Raw genomic sequence first — 17132 nt, forward strand, 5'->3', positions numbered from 1 at the left:
ATGCGGCAGGACTTACTAGGGAAAGAAAAAGCGGGCTATCCTCAGACTTTAATTCACTCTTGATTTCCCTAAAATATGTTAAAAATGAATAAATATCTATATTTGACTCGATTGTATTGGTATAATATGTATAAAATGAATGAAACGGCATAATATCAAGATGAAAAAAATCATTTCATATCAGACAAAAAGCAGGAACTTCCTCGTTTTTAAATAAATTGGGAGGTGTTTGTATTAGCCCGCTGTTGAGTCCCGCGTATATCATTCTTATTTTTCTTCCGGCAGCTTCTTTTCTGTTAGGGATATTAGGGTATTTCATCTTTAAAAAAGTATGGATGATGGTTGTTATTGTCTTCATTTTGTCCTTGATATTTATGTTTATTGTAATAGGTGCCGAACCGACATTTTTCATTTGGGTGGCTATGATGACGGGGAGCTGTTTTGTCTCCGGTTCAATCACTAAGACGATATGGACTTTTGCAAAGCGAAAATATTAGACAGAAGAATCCTGTTTGAACAGCTATCTTTTTTTTGTCGATTGAAGAAAAAGAAGGATAGAGTTATCCGTTATGTTCTTATATTTTGTCTGTTGTTGTCAGATCGGGCTTTCTGTTAAAAATGTCTGTCTATCGTTTTGTTCTTTTTTAACTAAGCGGAGCACTATAATTGAACTGTAGATACATAGAAAAACAAAAAAGGATAAGGAGGATTTTTATGTTTCAAACCTTAGACCATTTTTTGAAATCTTGGGAGTTCGAAGCCGATGCGACACAGAAACTGCTGAATCATCTGACTGATGAATCACTTAAACAAGAAATCACTTCACAACATTGGACTTTAGGCCGTATTGCATGGCATACTGTCGCGGCCATTCACATCATTACCTCAAACACAGATTTAACGTTTCACGCTCCGGCTGAAGATTATCCTGTTCCTGCATCGGCGCGGTTTATTGCTGAGAGTTATCATCAAGCCAGTAATGCATTTGTACAGGCGTTAAAAACGCAATGGACTGACGATACACTTCAAGAATGTGTCAACTTTATTGGTCAGCAATTGCCGAATGGTTCACTTTTGATGTTTTTAATTCAACATCAAAACCATCATCGAGGACAAATGACTGTCCTTATGAGACAAGCAGGTTTACCTGTTCCGGGTATTTATGGTCCGGCAAAAGAGGAATGGACAACATTCGGTTTGGAAGCTCCGAAATAGGATGTTGATGTAAGGGCTCGAATGAATAGATGATACCAATCGATGTTGGTATCTTTTTTGTTTTTTAGAGTTATTAAACCGGTATCCATGACATGCAGACGAATCAACAGTTCAAAAGATGTAAATTAAGGTCAATAAATGCAGAAAGGTGATTATGATGATAACTAAAATGACTCGATTCAATATGAAAGACTTCAATAAACCAAACGAACCTTTCGTTGTTTCAGGGAGAATAATCCCTTCATTTGAGGACAATGTTTGGACATATACAGAGGAGAAATTTGCTGAACCTTATGTCAAAAAATATGACGATGAAGACATTGATGTCAGTTATATTGAAGAAGAGGATAAAGCTGTCTTTTTTTATTACGCAGAGAACGACTGTGTCGGCCGGAGTAAGCTTCGTTCTAATTGGAATGGATACGCACTGATTGAAGACATTGCCGTTGCAAAAGATTATAGAAAAAATGGTGTCGGGACGGCTTTATTACATAAAGCGATTGAGTGGGCAAAGGAGAATCATTTATGCGGTCTTATGCTTGAAACACAAGATATTAATGTTTCAGCTTGTCATTTTTATGCCAAAAATAACTTTGTCATAGGAGCGGTCGATACAATGCTTTATTCCAATTTTTCAACAGCAAATGAAATTGCGGTTTTTTGGTACTGTAAATTTTAAAGATAACAGTATTTGATGTTTCGTCATTTAGCGAGTGTGTGTCGCAAAGTATTCAAAACATCGGCTTGAGGATTTATAATAAGGTATATCAACCAATGCAGGGGGAGTTAAGTATGAAGTGCAAAAAAATGAACAGGGTACAATTAAAAGAGGGAAGCGTATCAATGGCCCTATAAACTGCGTCTGCCCTCATTAATGGAGGGGAAATTGTGAATACGCCTTATTCACAATCAACTTTACGGCACAACCAAGTGTTCATTTGGCTTTGTGTTCTGTCATTTTTCAGCGTATTAAATGAAATGGTTTTGAACGTCTCGTTACCTGATATCGCCAACGACTTTCATAAACTGCCAGCGAGTGCAAACTGGGTGAACACGGCCTTTATGCTCACCTTTTCCATCGGAACTGCTCTGTATGGGAAGTTATCGGATCAACTGGGCATCAAAAAGCTGCTCCTGTTTGGGATTATGGTCAATGGCTTCGGATCAATCATTGGATTTGTCGGACACTCTTTCTTTCCTTTACTCATTCTGGCCCGATTTATTCAAGGGGCTGGTGCTGCCGCATTCCCGGCACTTGTAATGGTTGCAGTCGTACGCTATATTCCGAAAGAAAACAGGGGTAAAGCATTTGGTCTGATCGGGTCTCTGGTGGCAATGGGGGAAGGTGTCGGACCAGCTATTGGCGGAATGATCGCTCATTATATTCACTGGTCATATTTGCTGCTTATTCCAACAGCAACAGTTATCACCGTTCCATTCCTGATAAAACTGCTTGAAAAGGAAGAAAGAATCAGCGGACGCTTTGATATGGCGGGGATTATATTAATGTCTGCAGGCATCGTATTTTTTCTGCTGTTTACAACGTCATATAGAATGTCTTTTCTGACCATCAGTATTCTAGCTTTCCTGATATTTGTGAAACATATTAGGAAAACTCAAGATCCCTTTGTTGACCCTGCACTGGGGAAAAATGTCCTGTTTATGATGGGCGTCTTTTGCGGAGGCCTGATATTCGGCACTGCTGCAGGATTTGTGTCTATGGTTCCTTATATGATGAAAGATGTTCACCATTTAAGTACTGCGGCAATTGGAAGCGGGATTATGTTCCCCGGGACGATGAGCGTCATCATCTTCGGTTACATTGGAGGATTGCTTGTTGATCGGAAAGGTTCTTTATATGTGCTCACCATCGGGATTGTATTGATGTCTTCCAGCTTTTTAATCGCTGCCTTTTTTATAGATGCGACACCTTGGCTCATGACCGTTATAATTGTTTTTGTTTTTGGGGGGCTCTCCTTCACAAAAACGGTTATATCTACAATTGTGTCTGGCAGTTTGAAACAAAAGGAAGCCGGCGCCGGAATGAGTCTGCTTAATTTTACGAGCTTTTTATCAGAGGGAACGGGTATTTCGATTGCAGGCGGTTTATTATCGATCCGCTTGCTGGATCAAAGGCTGCTGCCTGTTAACGCTGATCATTCCGCTTATTTGTACAGTAATATGCTCATTCTTTTTGCAGGAATCGTTGTTATGAGCTGGCTGGTAACCGTGAATGTCTATAAACGTTCGCAAAGAAATGACTAAAAAGGGAAAAGGATCAAACTTGATAGAAGTTTTGATCCTTTTTTTGAGGAGCTTCCTTATTCCGAAACCTTTTGGCGATCAATGAAAAGGGAGTTAAAGTGAATTACATTTATAAGAAAAAGGAAAAGAAAAATGGAAATTGTATCATTTCAATCAGAGATAAATGGGAGAATGCACTTATTGAGTTTGAACAAAAAAATAATCAAATTGAGATCATGATCAATTATCGTAACGAGAAAACAACCAAGTTTTCACTGCCAATCGAGACTTTTGAGAAAGTGTAAGAGGATATTAAAATAACCCGGAGAGAAAGTTAATTATTCTGTTTGAAAATGACCATGAAGTTCGTAAGCAGTATGGTTTTAACACGCATTTGGATTCCCTTGGCAAAGTAAAGGTTTTTGGGGATTTATATTAAAATAATAGTAAGAACCTTGTGCAGCGGACAGGGAGTTTCGTTGCTTTATAAGGAGAGGGAACTATGAAAAAAAATATTCACATACTGGGAGCCTCCGGAGTCGGAACTTCAACATTGGGTGTTGCATTATCAAAGCATTTGCCTCATACGCATCTTGATACTGATGATTACTATTGGACAGATAAATTCACTAAGAAAAGAGAAATTCCTGAAAGAAGAAAGCTGCTTGAAAAAGACTTTACAATAAATGAGAAATGGATTCTTTCTGGCGCAGTGTGCGGCTGGGGCGATGATCTAAAAAGTTATTTTGACCTTGTCATCTTCTTATGGATTCCGCAAGATATACGGCTTGAGAGATTAAGGCAGAGGGAATTTCAGCGTTATGGAAACGAAGTGTTAGCCGGCGGCAGTAAATATGAACAATCAAAAACATTTTTAGAGTGGGCTTCTTTATATGATAATGCCGGAATGGAAGTTAGAAGCAAAGCTTTACACGAACATTGGATGGCAGATTTATCTTGTCCGTTGTTAAAAATTGAAGGAGATTACTCAGTAAATGAAAGAGTTGACCGTGTCTTGGATTATCTGAATTCAAACTAACGGATGGAGATAACTGCAAAATCCAAAATTCAAAGGCAGTTCCGGCCATTTTAACGGAGCTGTTTTTTTATACCGCTTTCAGTTTCTCTGTTGTGAAGTGATTTATTTTCGGCAGCATCCCACAATAGAGAAGTGATTTGTTCTTCGTTAAGTTCTCCGTTGGAGTATTTCTCTAAAATTCGTATAAATCGTTCATCACTTAATTAATTATTTCTTTGTTTATTTTTATTCTCCATTTCATTTTCAGACCGAATTAAAGCCCTCTCATAACGAGAAGGGCTTTCCGCCTTTAATACTTTCTCCTCAAAAAGAAGGGGAAGGCTTTATCCGTTTATCCCTCGTATCGTTTATTAATCAACTCTGTAAACATAGGGAATTATTGGTTAACTTAGAATTTTTTCGATCCAAACAAATATCTTTAAAAAAGTTACCGGCAACTTTCTGCGGCATATCGCAGTGTTCAATTGTTTAGTCCTTTTTTTTCATAATCTTTACAAATCTGAAAAAGTCATCATCATCCGGCAGGGGCTTGTCATCTTCGCGTCCATTGCGATGCATATGCGGATCAGAGTGATGTTCATTGTAGAACTCTACGATATGGAATCCGCACTTATTCACATAGAAGTTGATATTTCGCTTTTCAAAATAAGGTGTCACGGTTTCCCAAAGCACAGTATCCGGATACTGTGCTTCTATGGCTTTCCAAGCAGAAAGACCAATCCCCTGGCTGTGATGTTCTGGAGATACATAGAATAAATCTAGCGAATTATGATGTGTTTCGCTGTTGATACGTACTACTGCACCACCTACCTTCTCACCATCCCGAAAAATATGATATACGACTGCTCCGGGAGCGTCGAAAGACTCCTGAACATCATTGTCCGATGGAATCGGTCCATCTTCGCAATCACCGAACGTTTCAATCACGGCGATCGCAAAGGCTTCTTGTAATTTTTTTTGGAATTCTGGCAGATCAGATTCCTTTGCTGGTTCCAGAATAACTTTTGGTTCCTTTTTTGTTTTCATGATTGCTCACTCCTTCAGTTGCTGAAATAACGAGTTCAGTCGTTCAGTAAAACATTCCACCTGCTCTGCCGCTTTTTCTTCCGCGGTAAATTTGGCGTTAAAATACTTCAAAAGCTTTCTCCTGTCTTTTTGTATGATGTCTTTTTCTTTGTTTTCTTGGAAAATAAGCTGCATGTAACCCTTATTTACTATCGTTCACTGCCGTATTAAGTGTGGTACGCGGGATTTGCAATCATTCTCAAACTTTACCTGCGAAAAGTTGCAAAAATAGTCGAATGTGGCGCCTTTGCCTATGAACATGCGTAAAAGATTCAAATTCGATCATGAGCAATGCACATTGAGTAAACTCCGGTGAATTTATTAGCCCAAAGAAGCCTAATAGATATAAAAATAACTAGTATATATATCAAATCTGTCCGTTTAATGCCCACTTCTCAACAACTAATTTGAAGTCATGCAATCTGTGCAAAGGGGTTATTTCGGAATTGATTTTTCCGAATGCAGCGGAGTCGCTTTGGGACTTCCGTTTACTTTGCCGTACGTCAGCTTGCGCCATATCAATTCCATCGGACCGTACTTAAATCGTTTCAACCACAATGTACTAAAGCTCATAAGCACGAAGTACACGGCCAGACTGAACATGAACGTGCCGGCGGATTGAATATGATCCGCAAGCCCGAATCCGTACCTGAGGAACAAAACTGTTCCAATGATAGAGTGAAGCAGATAACAGGTCAATGACATCCGTCCGACTTTGGTGAAGATCATCATAGGGCCTCGCAGCTGAGGAACGTACAGAAACAGCATTGCAAAAGTGCTCATATAAAACATACTTCCGGTTAAGCCGCCATTTTGACCCATGACAGAGGAAATGTCCTTCCACAGCATATTCTCAGAAAGATTAAACATGTCTAGTAATATACTGCTTTGTGTTATTAGAAAAGCGATTGTGCTGATGATCCAGATACGCTTCCATATGAACTTTTTTGCTTCCATGTCTTTGAAAAATTCCATCTTAACAAAGTACACGCCCAGCAGAAACATGAGAAACATGGAATAGATCATAGAGAAAGAGCCAGCCGCCATCGTGACCATATCTGTCCACCGAGTGCTGATGGATTCCATGTAGGTAAGGCTTGTGTGGCTAAACAAAGTAAACTCTGAAAAATTCGGGTTTTTTGACCCTGCAGTATTGATGACATTGTACAACATTGTGAAAACAGGAGTCAGGAATTGAAACACGATAAGTGCGATAATCCATCTAAGCACCGTTTTGGCCGTGCGTTGATAGAAGGCGAGTAACAGGAAGCCGCTTACGGCGTAAAAGGTCAATATGTCACCGACCCAAACAAATGTGATGTGCAAAATGCCAAATCCCAACAGGATAGATAACCTACGGGCAAACAGCTTGTTGGGACTATCTACCTTCTGCGCGGCTCGATCCATAAAGATCATAAACCCAACTCCGAACAAGAAGGAGAATAATGTAACGAATTTCCCTTCGGCAAACCAGGAAACCAGATTGTGCAGGAGGTCACCGGAGGCCATTTCGAATCCCTTTACTGAATCTACGATCAGAAAATAGTTGACAATAATAATGCCAAGCAAGGCAAACCCACGTACGATGTCCAGAAAATGAACCCGTTCCCGCAGACTCACTGGTTGCCCGCGTTCTTCTTTTTGTACAATCATATCAATACTCCTTTCCCATTTACCATTGCAATATGCAGTGCGGATCTGAAAAACTCGAGCCTTACAATGGATAAATATAAAGACAGAATCTTAACAATTTATGAAGGTTCATCATTTTTTTTAAAATGTGACAAAATTGTGGCGGACATCAGCTTTCATAAACTGTTAAGATTTACGTAGTATCTTATAACGTACGTGTTACTTATGAATGATATATAGTAAGGTCACACGAGAAATAACATCAAGAATCATGAGGTGAAAGAGGCATGACCCATCGAATATTAGTCGTAGAGGATGATCATGATATTGGTGATCTTTTGGAGGAATCCCTTATGCGAGCAGGCTACGAGGTGCTAAGAGCCAAGGATGGAAAGCGAGCATTGCAACTTGTGAATGACTCACTTGATTTGGTTATTTTGGATATTATGATGCCAGGCATTTCGGGAATCGAAACCTGTCAGCACATCAGGGAAACCTCTAACGTCCCAATTCTGTTTCTGACGGCCAGATCGAGTACACTCGATAAAACTGAGGGATTACTCGCCGGCGGCGATGATTATATGACTAAACCCTTCTCGGAAGAGGAACTTCACGCTAGAGTGATTGCCCAATTACGCAGATATACAATCTATCAGGAAAAGAAGGAACAGGAAGAAACATTTCTTATCGGGGGCAAACTGAGAGTGAGCGAAGAATTTAATGAGGTCTGGAAAGAGGAGCAGCAAATCAAGCTGTCAGATCTGGAATATCGTATCCTGAAACTGCTGATGAGCAAACGCAACAAAATATTTTCTGCTCAAAATATATATGAGAGTGTGTGGGGACAGCCTTACTTTTACTGTTCTAACAATACAGTGATGGTGCATATTCGGAAACTGCGCTCCAAAATTGAGGATGATCCGGCACGTCCGGTTTATATAAAAACTGAATGGGGAAGAGGATATCGATTTGGCACATCGTAAATTCACGCTAACCAAAAAACTGGCTTTGCTGATCATGGTTGCTGCGATTGTGAGCGGTGTGATCTTTCTGACGCTGCAAAAGATTACAGATGATCTGATCGAGGGATATCTGAGTTCGGATGAGTATTATCACAAGGAGTCAGCGAGATACATTCAAAAATTCAGTCAGTACGTTTCAGAAAATGGGTTGTCTACATCGGATAGAAAAGCGTTTGGCGAGTGGGTCAAAAAAGAAAATTACATTAACCTCACCATATTCAAGGATCAGGAGTTGCAATATGATTCCGTTTATTCCGAATCCGATTATGGAAAAGAAAAGCTGACTCAGTATGCTCAAAATCATTCACATCCTGTCAAGTTCAGCGATGGTGAAGGACGAGTCATTATCGACGGTTTCTACTCATCCCGATATTATGATCTGGCCTTTACATTGGATTTGCTCGGTGCAACCCTCATCTTTTTAATCATTGTTCTCTTGGGCATTCGCCAAAGTCTTCGCTACCTTAAAACGCTTCACCAAGAGATTCATATTCTTGAAGGGGGCCAGCTGGACTACGAGATGACGATAAAAGGGCATGATGAATTAGCGATGATTGCAAAGAGCATTGAGGATCTGCGGAAAGCTTTCTTGGACAAACTTAAAGCGATCGAGGAATTGCAAGCAGAGAGCCGCAGCCTGGTTACCGAAATGTCGCACGATATGCGCACACCGCTGACGTCGCTGATCATGAATCTGGAGTTTGCCAAAAAAGAAGGAGGCAAAGCGGGTGCCAGCAAAGATCGTTATGTAGCCAATGCTTATGGTAAAGCACTGCAATTAAAAAACTTGTCTGACAATCTGTTTGCGTATTTCCTGCTGAATAAGGAACATGGGGCCGACCTGGAGACCGTTGCAGTGAAAGAAGTGATCTACGATCTAATATCAGATCAGATTGCTATCCTTCATCAGGAGCATTTCCGGGTCCATATTTCAGGCGAGCTGCCGGAAACCTATATTAACGTGAATTTGGAGGAGCTTGGTCGTGTATTTGATAATGTGATGTCAAACTTATTTAAATACGCAGATCCGGAAGAAGAAATCAGCATCACGTTTGTATCGGATCAAGAAATATTTGAGATTCATATCAGCAATACGATTAAACTTGCGGATGTAACGCCGGAAAGCAACGGACTCGGTGAAAGAAGCATTGCGCGAATGATGTCCCGCATGCAGGGGCAGTTTCACAGTATACAAAAGAATTCCAAGTACTGCATCGTGCTGCGATTTTGGAACAGAAAGATGTAGGCTGCGAATCAAAACGACGAAAATATTGAAATAGGAGACAACAAGATGAGATTTTCCAACAATTTTAAAAAGGCGCCTTACCTGTTACAAGCGCTTCTCAATGTCTGTCTGTTCTTCCTGGCGATAGCCTTAAGCGGACTTCTGATCAGCGAGACATGGTACATTGTTCAATTCGTATACAAGTCACTGTTCAACAAAGTGGACAGCTATTATGAGATGCTTGGGGAACTGCTTATATTCTTCATGTATTTTGAGTTCATTGCTTTGATTATCAAATACTTCAAATCAGACTTTCATTTCCCGCTTCGCTACTTTATTTATATTGGCATCACGGCTGTCATTCGTTTGATAATCATCGATCATGATCAGGCGATCTCAACGTTCTGGTGGGCGATGGCCATTCTTGCAATGATTTGTGCATTCTTTATTGTCAATAGACGAAATTCTGTTGTTGAACATTAATAATTAGTTCACTTTATACCGATACGCCACTGAAATGTCCTATGACTTACTTGAATACTGAATAGGTGTAAAGTGGTTATTCATACGGATTGAAAAAGAAGAACACGCAGCAGATTCACTTGCTCTTGTTTGGGGCAAGTGTTGACAACTCTATTACTGGTTTAATTAAAGAAGGAGTATAAAACCTGTATCAATGGTGTTACTAGATATCTGCGACACAGGTTTTATATGTAGGTAACTAATATTCTTATATATGTAACATTGCATTTTTTATTATGCAATAGTTCACTCTATTTCTGCTTTCAATTTCTCGAACCACTCTAAATTAACCAAGTGATGTGAACGGGAATTTTCGTTCATACGGCGAAAGTAATTGATTGTGCCGGGAATTTCTTGAGTGGTGGACAGGTATTCATCAAGGAGCTCGATTCGAGTTTTAGTCTGATCGATTTGTGATTGGATCAGATCCAGTAATTTACTTTTGTCGAATTCATCAGCAAAGAGTAACGCCCCATAAAATTGAAGGTTCACATATTCCGATTTGGTGCCGTATTTGATCATTAATTTTTCAAATTCTGCCCTTCCCGAATCTGTGACGTTAAAGTTACGGATTTCACGCCCGCTGGTTGAGGGTTTCTGCTGAATCTGTTCAATCAAACACTTTTCTTCAAGTTGCTGCAGATTGTAATAAAATGAACCTTTCGTGAAGTTAACAATGTATTTGTAATGACGTTTTTCCATTAAGGCCAGAATTTCATAGCCGTGAGCTCCGGGGTTTTGGATGAGCAAGCCAAGGATAAGTAAGGGAATCACGGTTTCATCACCTTCGCCATCCGCGCCTCAAATTCCGCGTACGTGATTTTACCCGAAGCCAAATCCATACTATGAAGGTAAATCTGTTCTGTTTTAGAATAGTCACCATTCACTTTCAGTGATTGCTCCTCTCCCGAAATGGGTTTCAGGATATGGTGCTTTTTCGAAAAAGCCTCGAAATAGCGGTAACCGAATTTGCGTTGTGAAACTGCGTCTAAATGAATGCCATCAGGATTCGCAGTCAAACCTGCCGCAGTAACAAAATAACAATTCTGTTGTTCATTAGCAAAACGCAGCAATTGTTCATTAACTTGTCGAAATTCAGTCGCGTGCTGTCCAAAACCAGTCTTCTCAAGAAAGTCACCAAGCCCTCCAATAATCAACGGTACCTCATCAAGTTTCAACTCGTTTCTTAGCGTCTCGATGATAAGAGTTAATTTCTCGTAATAAGTTTCATGCAGCGAACGATAACTGTCACTCTCACCTTGGTGCCAAAGGATTCCGCAAATTTGACTGGATTGGAGGGCGAAGCGGGCTTCGGACAAAGCATGCTGAAAAAGGATGCCTTCCGGATGCCAGTCATTCAATGAACTGCCGCCTTCCGCACACGGGATCAAGCCAATTTCTTCATCGGGATAAGCTTTCGACCAAGCATCTGCAAAAGATGCCGCCAAGCCAACGCCGGAAACCGGACGGTCGTAATTAATCGGCTCTGTCATCATCTGCCACTGTCCATTGCGCAGCATTTTTATTTTTTCATTATAGATAGGGTCTACTTCATTCAAAAATCCACGGCCCGCCATATTCGACTGCCCCAACATTAAAAAAGACTTTATCATTTAATTTTTCACTTCTTTACATCAATATTTTAGTCTAATTAGACTATAGTCGATTCAGCTTGTCTTGTAAAGTTTTAATAAGGTTTTACTTTTATTATTAGTATGTATGAAAAGCAAATTAACATTGAAAATTTGGTGGATGTATTTGAGAAATAGCAAGTTCTTTTGCTTTAGATCTTGATAAACAATGAAAAACAACTAAAACCTTGTCATGTAAGGGTTCCTATGAGGTTCAAAATCATTTTTCATAGAAAATACATTCAAGGATGGGGGTGAGCCCAAATGAAATGGATTGTTAAAAAGGGAGGGCTGTGTTGAAGGGGTTAAATATCAATAAAAAATTATTGAAAAGGTTAACAATTGTACCAATTCTATTCATTTGTTATGTTTTACTTTTAAATCCTGAAGTTATACTTGAAGAGGAATGTCCTAAAATGCAGAAAAATGATCCGGCTTTTCGCTCACTTTCCCTTCTTCTTCCGCTTCTCCTTTTTTACGCCCGGTAAAACTCATGAAACATCTTCATCAATGCGCGTTTTTCAATCCGCGACACATAACTCCTTGAAATGCCGAGCTCCTTTGCGATCTCGCGCTGCGTTTTTTCTTTTTTTAAATCAAGCCCGAAGCGGCCGACGATGACTTCCTTTTCGCGGTCGTCTAAAATATCGATATATTTTTTGACCTTTTCAAGTTCCATGTTGAGCTGAATGGTGTCGATCACATCCTCGCTTTCCGACTTGAAGACATCGATCAGGCTTATTTCATTCCCTTCTTTATCCTGGCCGATCGGATCATGAAGGGAGACGTCTTTTTTCGTTTTTTTCAATGCGAGCAGATGCATTAAAATCTCATTATTAATTACAAAAGGGGGGGTGCATAGATTTCCCGTAACTGTTTGATTAAATAAATGTTGAGTCAGTTTCCTGTAAGGACCGTGGAATTGTCGTTTATCGGGTCCATAAGGACACTTCATGGCATTTAGATGAACAGTTAGACCTTATGGTTCCAGACGATATGGTAGTGGAAGATGATTTTCTTTTAGGTAAGGTTTGTACGCCGGACAAAGCTAGTGAATCAATAGGCCTGATTTTAAGGTGCAAATTATCCAATAGTAAATCTCTGTATAATCAATTATAATTTTGGTAGTAAGAAATATTATGGATTGAGGGGTTTTAAATGAAATCAATATTCAAAGAGTTTTATTTTGATAATAAGAGCTCTGATATATGGATAAACTCAGTAGTTATTTTAGATGCAAATGTTTTATTAAACCTTTATAGATATTCGAAGGAAACTTCAAAAAAGCTGCTCTCATTATTAAAAAAATCACAAGAGCGTCTTTGGCTACCTCATCAAATAGCTTTAGAGTTTCATTTAAATAGAACAAATGTAATTCTAGATCAACAAACATCTTATGAAAAAATTGAATCAATTTTAAGTAAAAAGTCAATTGAGATAGAGACTAGTCTAAAAAAAGAGTTATCTACATACAGAAAAAAACATGTAACTTTAAGTATTGACTCAATAATAGATCAAGTTAAAGAATCGATTAATACTTTAATTTCTGAGATAAAACAGGAAAAAGAAGACCATCCAAAGTTACTTAGAAATGATCACATTAAAGCTGAAATCACTGATATATTTGAAGATAAAGTAGGAAAGCCATACGAAAAAAAGAGGCTTGACGAATTATCAAAAGAGGCGGAGCAAAGATATAAGCTAGAAATTCCACCAGGATATAAGGATGCATCTAAAAAGGGAGCTAAATTTTACAATGGCGAAATCATATTAGAGAAATATGGGGATTACATTCTGTGGCAACAAATTATGGATTTTGCAAAAGAAAAACAAACAAATATTATTTTTATAACGGATGATGATAAAGAAGATTGGTGGTATTACTCAAAAGGAAAAACAATTGGCCCGCGAAGTGAGCTATTAAATGAATTTTCAAATAAAACTAATCAAGAGTTTTATATGTTTAAACCGGAAGTTTTCATGAAACAGGCCGGTAAAGTTTACAGTGAAAATTTCTCTGATAACACGATTACTGAGGTAAAAGAGGTTAGCAAGGAAAGTGGGGATTATCCTTTATTTGTTAGGGATGGAACGAATTATATGAGTACGTTGAGCCAATTAAATCAATTTTATTATGGCGAGCACACATTTGAATACATAATATTACTTCACCATAATAAATACTTATCAGATTCATTTTTAACCGATTTAACTGAGGGTTTCCCTTTTGGTGAAGAGTTTAGTTGCCGCATAATTGACTCAAACATTCCATCTGCTAAATCTGTTAACTATAGCTTTGAGAGTAAGCTAGCTATCAAAGTGTATTTGGACGATACATGGATAGTTGGTAAGAGTGAATACTTTAAAAATTTAACTTTAACGTATTTCAATATGAAACTTAATGATTGCCAAGTGGAAATTTTGGAATAGTCCTAGACGGAAAGCCTGCGGACACTGAACTTACAGCATTTACGCTGTTTGTTTGGTGTCCGTTTTTAATTTGATTATATAGGAGGACTACTCATGAAGCAAAAAGACATTGAAAATCTAATCAATAGCTATCACTGGATGGTGAAAGAGGTTCAACGGTTGCAAAGAGTACTTTACGGTTCAACAATTCCTATGAAAAATTGGGGTATTGCTAAATATGGATTAGAGGCAGCTATGCCGAAAGGGAGTCTTGGAAAGAGTCAGGATGAATTGCGGCAAATGGATATGAGAGAGGAACGTCTTTTTAAACGTCTTAAGTACTATGAGGAACGAGTATATGCAGTTGAGTTGGGGGCAGAAAAGATCAAAGGAGAGCAACATAAAGTCATTTATAATTGCAAGATGGAGGGTATGAGCTACCGCGCAATAGGTCTTCACCTTGGCATTTCACGGGAAACTGTACGCAAAATGAAAGACGAGTTGATCCAGCCAATTATGCCAAGATTTCCATTTTGAGGTTTGTTGAATCTGAAAAAATCTGTGGTGTAAAATGGGAGGCAGGTCGGCGCGGCGAATTATTCCTGCGTCATCACTAAATTTTTACATAGTGAATGGGTGATAAAACAGCAACAGTATTGCGTGCTTATTCAACAGTTTCGTTCGACAAATTTTGCAAATGGTTAATCATAACAATTAATTTCCGATATTAAAAATGGGGGTGATTTGTAAAATGAATAAGAACAAAAAGAACGATAATAGAAAGAATAATAAGAAGGATTTAGAAGAACTGGAGAATGTTATTTATACTTATTCCAAAAAGGAGCTACTCGCTTTCTTTTTTGAAAAACTCAAGGTAGGTCAAAGTAAGAGTCATTACAAGGACTTTCAATCTCTTGTATATGAGTTAGATATTGAATGTTTAGAATTTGCGATATCAAGATTTTCTCATATAGATATTGTACATGATCATTCAAAATATGTGCCTGCATTTATCCCTTTATTGGCAGCGTATCTCACTATGTTCTTTAATTTTTATGAAAAACATTGGGGAGCTTTAGCTTTCGCTGCTGGTACAATTGCTGCTATTGTTTGGATAATTGCAGTAGAAAGAAAATATAGAAATCAAGCGATTTCAATTTTGGAAACATTTAAACAAATCAAAGAGAGAAAAGAGAAAGACAGATCTAAAGGCTGAAAGGAGAAATTATGAATAAGGATAAATTAAGGTATGCAATCTTAAAAGAGATTTTTGAAGGCCATACCCCTTTGTCAGAAAACGATATTGGAGTTACTGAAGACCAATTTAATGATGCTGTGAACTTTTTGAAACGCGAAGGGTATATAATTGGGGTTCATTATTCAGATAATAGGCCCCAATTATTCAAATTAGGACCTGAGTTGACAGAGAAAGGTGAAAACTACTTGGAAGAAAATGGAACATGGTCGAAGGCGTATAAGACCATTAAAGAGATTAAAGATTGGATTAAATAACATCTGCACCCTTAGGGGTGCTTTTTTGTTAGACAAATTCTGCAAATTATACTTTGTCCTTTTCTTACACCGATAATAAGGTGGGAGGAGATTATATGAGTTTTGAAACAAAGTATTTAATAAGGTGGGGCATATCAGGATGGATGTTAATTTTCTGGATAGGAGCCTATTTTGCACTTACTGAAGCTGACTATATATCAGCTCATATAAAGTTTTCTGAGCACGGGAAATTAATAGGGGTTTTCATTTCTCTGAGTATATTTGGCATGGTAGTGGGCTATATAATTCATCATTTATACTTTGTAGCGAATTGGATATTTAATAAAAATCGGATTTTTGATAATGCAATTAAGCGGGTTGAAAATTTTCCGATACCTGACAATTGGAAAGATAACAATAAGAACGATTATTTAGAAGAAGATAAAAGAATCGTTGAAAGGTATAGATACCTGCTATCAAAAATTCATGCCTTGGGTACTGTATTCGTAAGTCATTTTTTAGCCGTTTTGTTTACAGTGATAGCAACACTGTATAAGTATGGCTGTTTTTCTTACCCGCCGATGTTAATTATACAACTTGTAATATTGTTTATTTCGGAATCAAGTTTCAGATACTACTCTGCAAACTTAAATTATTTTCAAGGAAGTTTTTTTAGACAAAATGTTAAAAAATAAGATTTAGCATCCTACGGGGTGCTCTTTATATTCTCTGTAAACTGCTTCCGGCGGGATTATGAATCCTACTCAAGCTTCAACTTTTATTCGAATGGTTCAAGACACGCCAACGATTTTAAGAGATGCGCTAACTAAGAATCAAAAGTCTGTTCCATCAACTAGCACAGTTAACTTAAGCACAAAAGAAGTAATTGCTGAAGTTAACATTACCTATGCCACACTTGAAAACAACATCGAACAAGAAGTCACATACAGATGCGACTTCTATAAGTTTCCGATTAATGGAAAGTAATCTTAAGAAAAAATTTAAGGACTTGCAGCCCTATAGCCGTATAAACAAATTTAATCCCTCATAATATGTCATCAAACTTAGCATACTCAATATGGATTCCAATTTAGGAGTTTAAGAGCCATTGATGTGCTCATAAATATCTTTCACATCTAGCGGACAGTGGGCGAGTAAAATACGTCACTATGCATATGCTGTATTTTTTCCCAGTTGGCGGGATTGGTTGTATCAAAAGAGCGGTGCTCTAAAATGGCCTGATATAGGGCGGTTTTTTGTTCCAAATGGGCAATGTGCTGTTTGGCTTCTTCGAGCTGGGCGAGCGCATCTTCTTTATGCTCCATCATGAGTGTGTACCGTTGTGGAATGGTCGAATCTCCTTCAAGACAGAGATTCACGTACGTTTTAATGACTTCAATCGGCATCCCGGATTGCCTGAGGCATTTGACACCAAACAGCCAGTTGATTGATTCTTCGTCGAACAAACGAATATTGTTTTTATTGCGCTGTACGCTCGGCACCAGGCCTTTATCTGTGTAAAAGCGCACCGCATGCTCGGTGAGTCCGGTTATCATCGCTGCTTCTTTGACTGTATGCATGGGTAACCCTCCTTTAAAAACTTTTTAAAAAAGTGCTTGCCTTCGTGTTACACGAAG

The 17132-nt window shown here is 38.4% G+C and carries 19 protein-coding genes and 6 pseudogenes; 17 read left to right on the top strand and 8 right to left on the bottom strand.

The features are described from left to right. Window positions 1–245 precede the first annotated feature (245 nt). From ACWHAR_RS01985 to ACWHAR_RS02015, 7 genes are all read left to right on the top strand, one after another. Window positions 246–497, top strand: a complete 252-nt coding sequence (locus tag ACWHAR_RS01985) for a DUF2651 family protein (RefSeq protein ID WP_025285029.1) — start codon at window positions 246–248, stop codon at window positions 495–497. Between the two features lie 217 nt (window positions 498–714). After that, window positions 715–1215: a DinB family protein gene (locus ACWHAR_RS01990; RefSeq protein WP_003152812.1), complete on the top strand. Its 501-nt coding sequence runs from the start codon at window positions 715–717 to the stop codon at window positions 1213–1215. Between the two features lie 157 nt (window positions 1216–1372). Next, entirely contained in the window at window positions 1373–1894 is a 522-nt protein-coding gene (satA, locus tag ACWHAR_RS01995) for a streptothricin N-acetyltransferase SatA (protein ID WP_029326061.1), read from the top strand. Between the two features lie 113 nt (window positions 1895–2007). Further along, the gene (locus ACWHAR_RS02000; RefSeq protein ID WP_134816631.1) at window positions 2008–2070 is read left to right on the top strand and encodes a tetracycline resistance efflux system leader peptide; all 63 of its coding nucleotides are present in this window, start codon (window positions 2008–2010) and stop codon (window positions 2068–2070) included. A gap of 33 nt (window positions 2071–2103) precedes the next feature. Further along, window positions 2104–3480: a Tet(L)/Tet(K)/Tet(45) family tetracycline efflux MFS transporter gene (tet, locus tag ACWHAR_RS02005; protein WP_032873908.1), complete on the top strand. Its 1377-nt coding sequence runs from the start codon at window positions 2104–2106 to the stop codon at window positions 3478–3480. 98 nt (window positions 3481–3578) lie between these two features. After that, window positions 3579–3764, top strand: coding sequence for a hypothetical protein (locus ACWHAR_RS02010; RefSeq protein WP_032874143.1), 186 nt, complete (start codon window positions 3579–3581; stop codon window positions 3762–3764). A gap of 197 nt (window positions 3765–3961) precedes the next feature. Next, the gene (locus tag ACWHAR_RS02015) at window positions 3962–4498 is read left to right on the top strand and encodes an ATP-binding protein (RefSeq protein WP_007612719.1); all 537 of its coding nucleotides are present in this window, start codon (window positions 3962–3964) and stop codon (window positions 4496–4498) included. Between the two features lie 468 nt (window positions 4499–4966). On the opposite strand, the gene ACWHAR_RS02020 is transcribed toward ACWHAR_RS02015, so the two are convergent. The 3 genes and pseudogenes from ACWHAR_RS02020 to ACWHAR_RS02030 form a co-directional block, all read right to left on the bottom strand. Continuing rightward, entirely contained in the window at window positions 4967–5524 is a 558-nt protein-coding gene (locus tag ACWHAR_RS02020) for a GNAT family N-acetyltransferase (RefSeq protein WP_032873910.1), read from the bottom strand. A 311-nt stretch (window positions 5525–5835) separates the two neighbouring features. Then, window positions 5836–6080, bottom strand: a pseudogene (locus ACWHAR_RS02025) (hypothetical protein). Next, window positions 5999–7216: a DUF418 domain-containing protein gene (locus ACWHAR_RS02030; protein ID WP_032873912.1), complete on the bottom strand. Its 1218-nt coding sequence runs from the start codon at window positions 7214–7216 to the stop codon at window positions 5999–6001. Before ACWHAR_RS02030 ends, ACWHAR_RS02025 begins: the two are co-directional and overlap by 82 nt. A gap of 266 nt (window positions 7217–7482) precedes the next feature. Between ACWHAR_RS02030 and yrkP the strand changes: the two genes are divergently transcribed. Genes yrkP through psiE form a run of 3 tightly spaced genes read left to right on the top strand, consistent with a single transcriptional unit; the run spans window position 7483 to window position 9925 of the window. Further along, the gene (gene yrkP / locus ACWHAR_RS02035; RefSeq protein ID WP_015417875.1) at window positions 7483–8178 is read left to right on the top strand and encodes a two-component response regulator YrkP; all 696 of its coding nucleotides are present in this window, start codon (window positions 7483–7485) and stop codon (window positions 8176–8178) included. Further along, the gene (gene yrkQ, locus ACWHAR_RS02040) at window positions 8165–9463 is read left to right on the top strand and encodes a two-component system sensor histidine kinase YrkQ (RefSeq protein WP_032873914.1); all 1299 of its coding nucleotides are present in this window, start codon (window positions 8165–8167) and stop codon (window positions 9461–9463) included. Before yrkP ends, yrkQ begins: the two co-directional genes overlap by 14 nt. A gap of 45 nt (window positions 9464–9508) precedes the next feature. Then, window positions 9509–9925: a phosphate-starvation-inducible protein PsiE gene (gene psiE / locus ACWHAR_RS02045; RefSeq protein ID WP_012118039.1), complete on the top strand. Its 417-nt coding sequence runs from the start codon at window positions 9509–9511 to the stop codon at window positions 9923–9925. Window positions 9926–10210: 285 nt separating this feature from the next. On the opposite strand, the gene ACWHAR_RS02050 is transcribed toward psiE, so the two are convergent. From ACWHAR_RS02050 to ACWHAR_RS02065, 4 genes and pseudogenes are all read right to left on the bottom strand, one after another. After that, a complete protein-coding gene (locus ACWHAR_RS02050) occupies window positions 10211–10738 on the bottom strand; it encodes a PadR family transcriptional regulator (RefSeq protein WP_032873916.1) in 528 nt (175 codons plus the stop codon). Continuing rightward, a complete protein-coding gene (locus tag ACWHAR_RS02055; protein WP_032873917.1) occupies window positions 10735–11577 on the bottom strand; it encodes a sialate O-acetylesterase in 843 nt (280 codons plus the stop codon). The genes ACWHAR_RS02050 and ACWHAR_RS02055 overlap by 4 nt, the downstream gene beginning before the upstream one ends. A gap of 461 nt (window positions 11578–12038) precedes the next feature. Further along, window positions 12039–12436: pseudogene (locus tag ACWHAR_RS02060) on the bottom strand (sigma-70 family RNA polymerase sigma factor); the annotation flags it as partial. Further along, a pseudogene (locus ACWHAR_RS02065) lies at window positions 12437–12505 on the bottom strand (ImmA/IrrE family metallo-endopeptidase); the annotation flags it as partial. Between ACWHAR_RS02065 and ACWHAR_RS02070 the strand changes: the two are divergent. From ACWHAR_RS02070 to ACWHAR_RS02100, 7 genes and pseudogenes are all read left to right on the top strand, one after another. Continuing rightward, a pseudogene (locus ACWHAR_RS02070) lies at window positions 12481–12651 on the top strand (ATP-binding protein); the annotation flags it as partial. The pseudogenes ACWHAR_RS02065 and ACWHAR_RS02070 overlap by 25 nt on opposite strands. 102 nt (window positions 12652–12753) lie before the next feature. After that, window positions 12754–14025 (top strand): PIN-like domain-containing protein, encoded by a 1272-nt coding sequence (locus tag ACWHAR_RS02075; RefSeq protein WP_032873920.1) that lies wholly within the window; start codon window positions 12754–12756, stop codon window positions 14023–14025. 93 nt (window positions 14026–14118) lie between these two features. Then, window positions 14119–14574: pseudogene (locus tag ACWHAR_RS02080) on the top strand (sigma-70 family RNA polymerase sigma factor). A 163-nt stretch (window positions 14575–14737) separates the two neighbouring features. Next, the gene (locus tag ACWHAR_RS02085; RefSeq protein WP_032873924.1) at window positions 14738–15220 is read left to right on the top strand and encodes a hypothetical protein; all 483 of its coding nucleotides are present in this window, start codon (window positions 14738–14740) and stop codon (window positions 15218–15220) included. 11 nt (window positions 15221–15231) lie between these two features. Continuing rightward, window positions 15232–15516: a YjcQ family protein gene (locus ACWHAR_RS02090; RefSeq protein WP_032873926.1), complete on the top strand. Its 285-nt coding sequence runs from the start codon at window positions 15232–15234 to the stop codon at window positions 15514–15516. Between the two features lie 95 nt (window positions 15517–15611). Next, a complete protein-coding gene (locus ACWHAR_RS02095; RefSeq protein ID WP_032873928.1) occupies window positions 15612–16190 on the top strand; it encodes a BA5345 family protein in 579 nt (192 codons plus the stop codon). 46 nt (window positions 16191–16236) lie between these two features. Next, a pseudogene (locus ACWHAR_RS02100) lies at window positions 16237–16434 on the top strand (phage major capsid protein); the annotation flags it as partial. A gap of 197 nt (window positions 16435–16631) precedes the next feature. Here the strand turns inward: ACWHAR_RS02100 and ACWHAR_RS02105 are convergent. After that, window positions 16632–17075: a MerR family transcriptional regulator gene (locus tag ACWHAR_RS02105; RefSeq protein ID WP_032873931.1), complete on the bottom strand. Its 444-nt coding sequence runs from the start codon at window positions 17073–17075 to the stop codon at window positions 16632–16634. Window positions 17076–17132 lie beyond the last annotated feature (57 nt).

It is taken from the genome of Bacillus sp. LR--39, assembly GCF_053613335.1.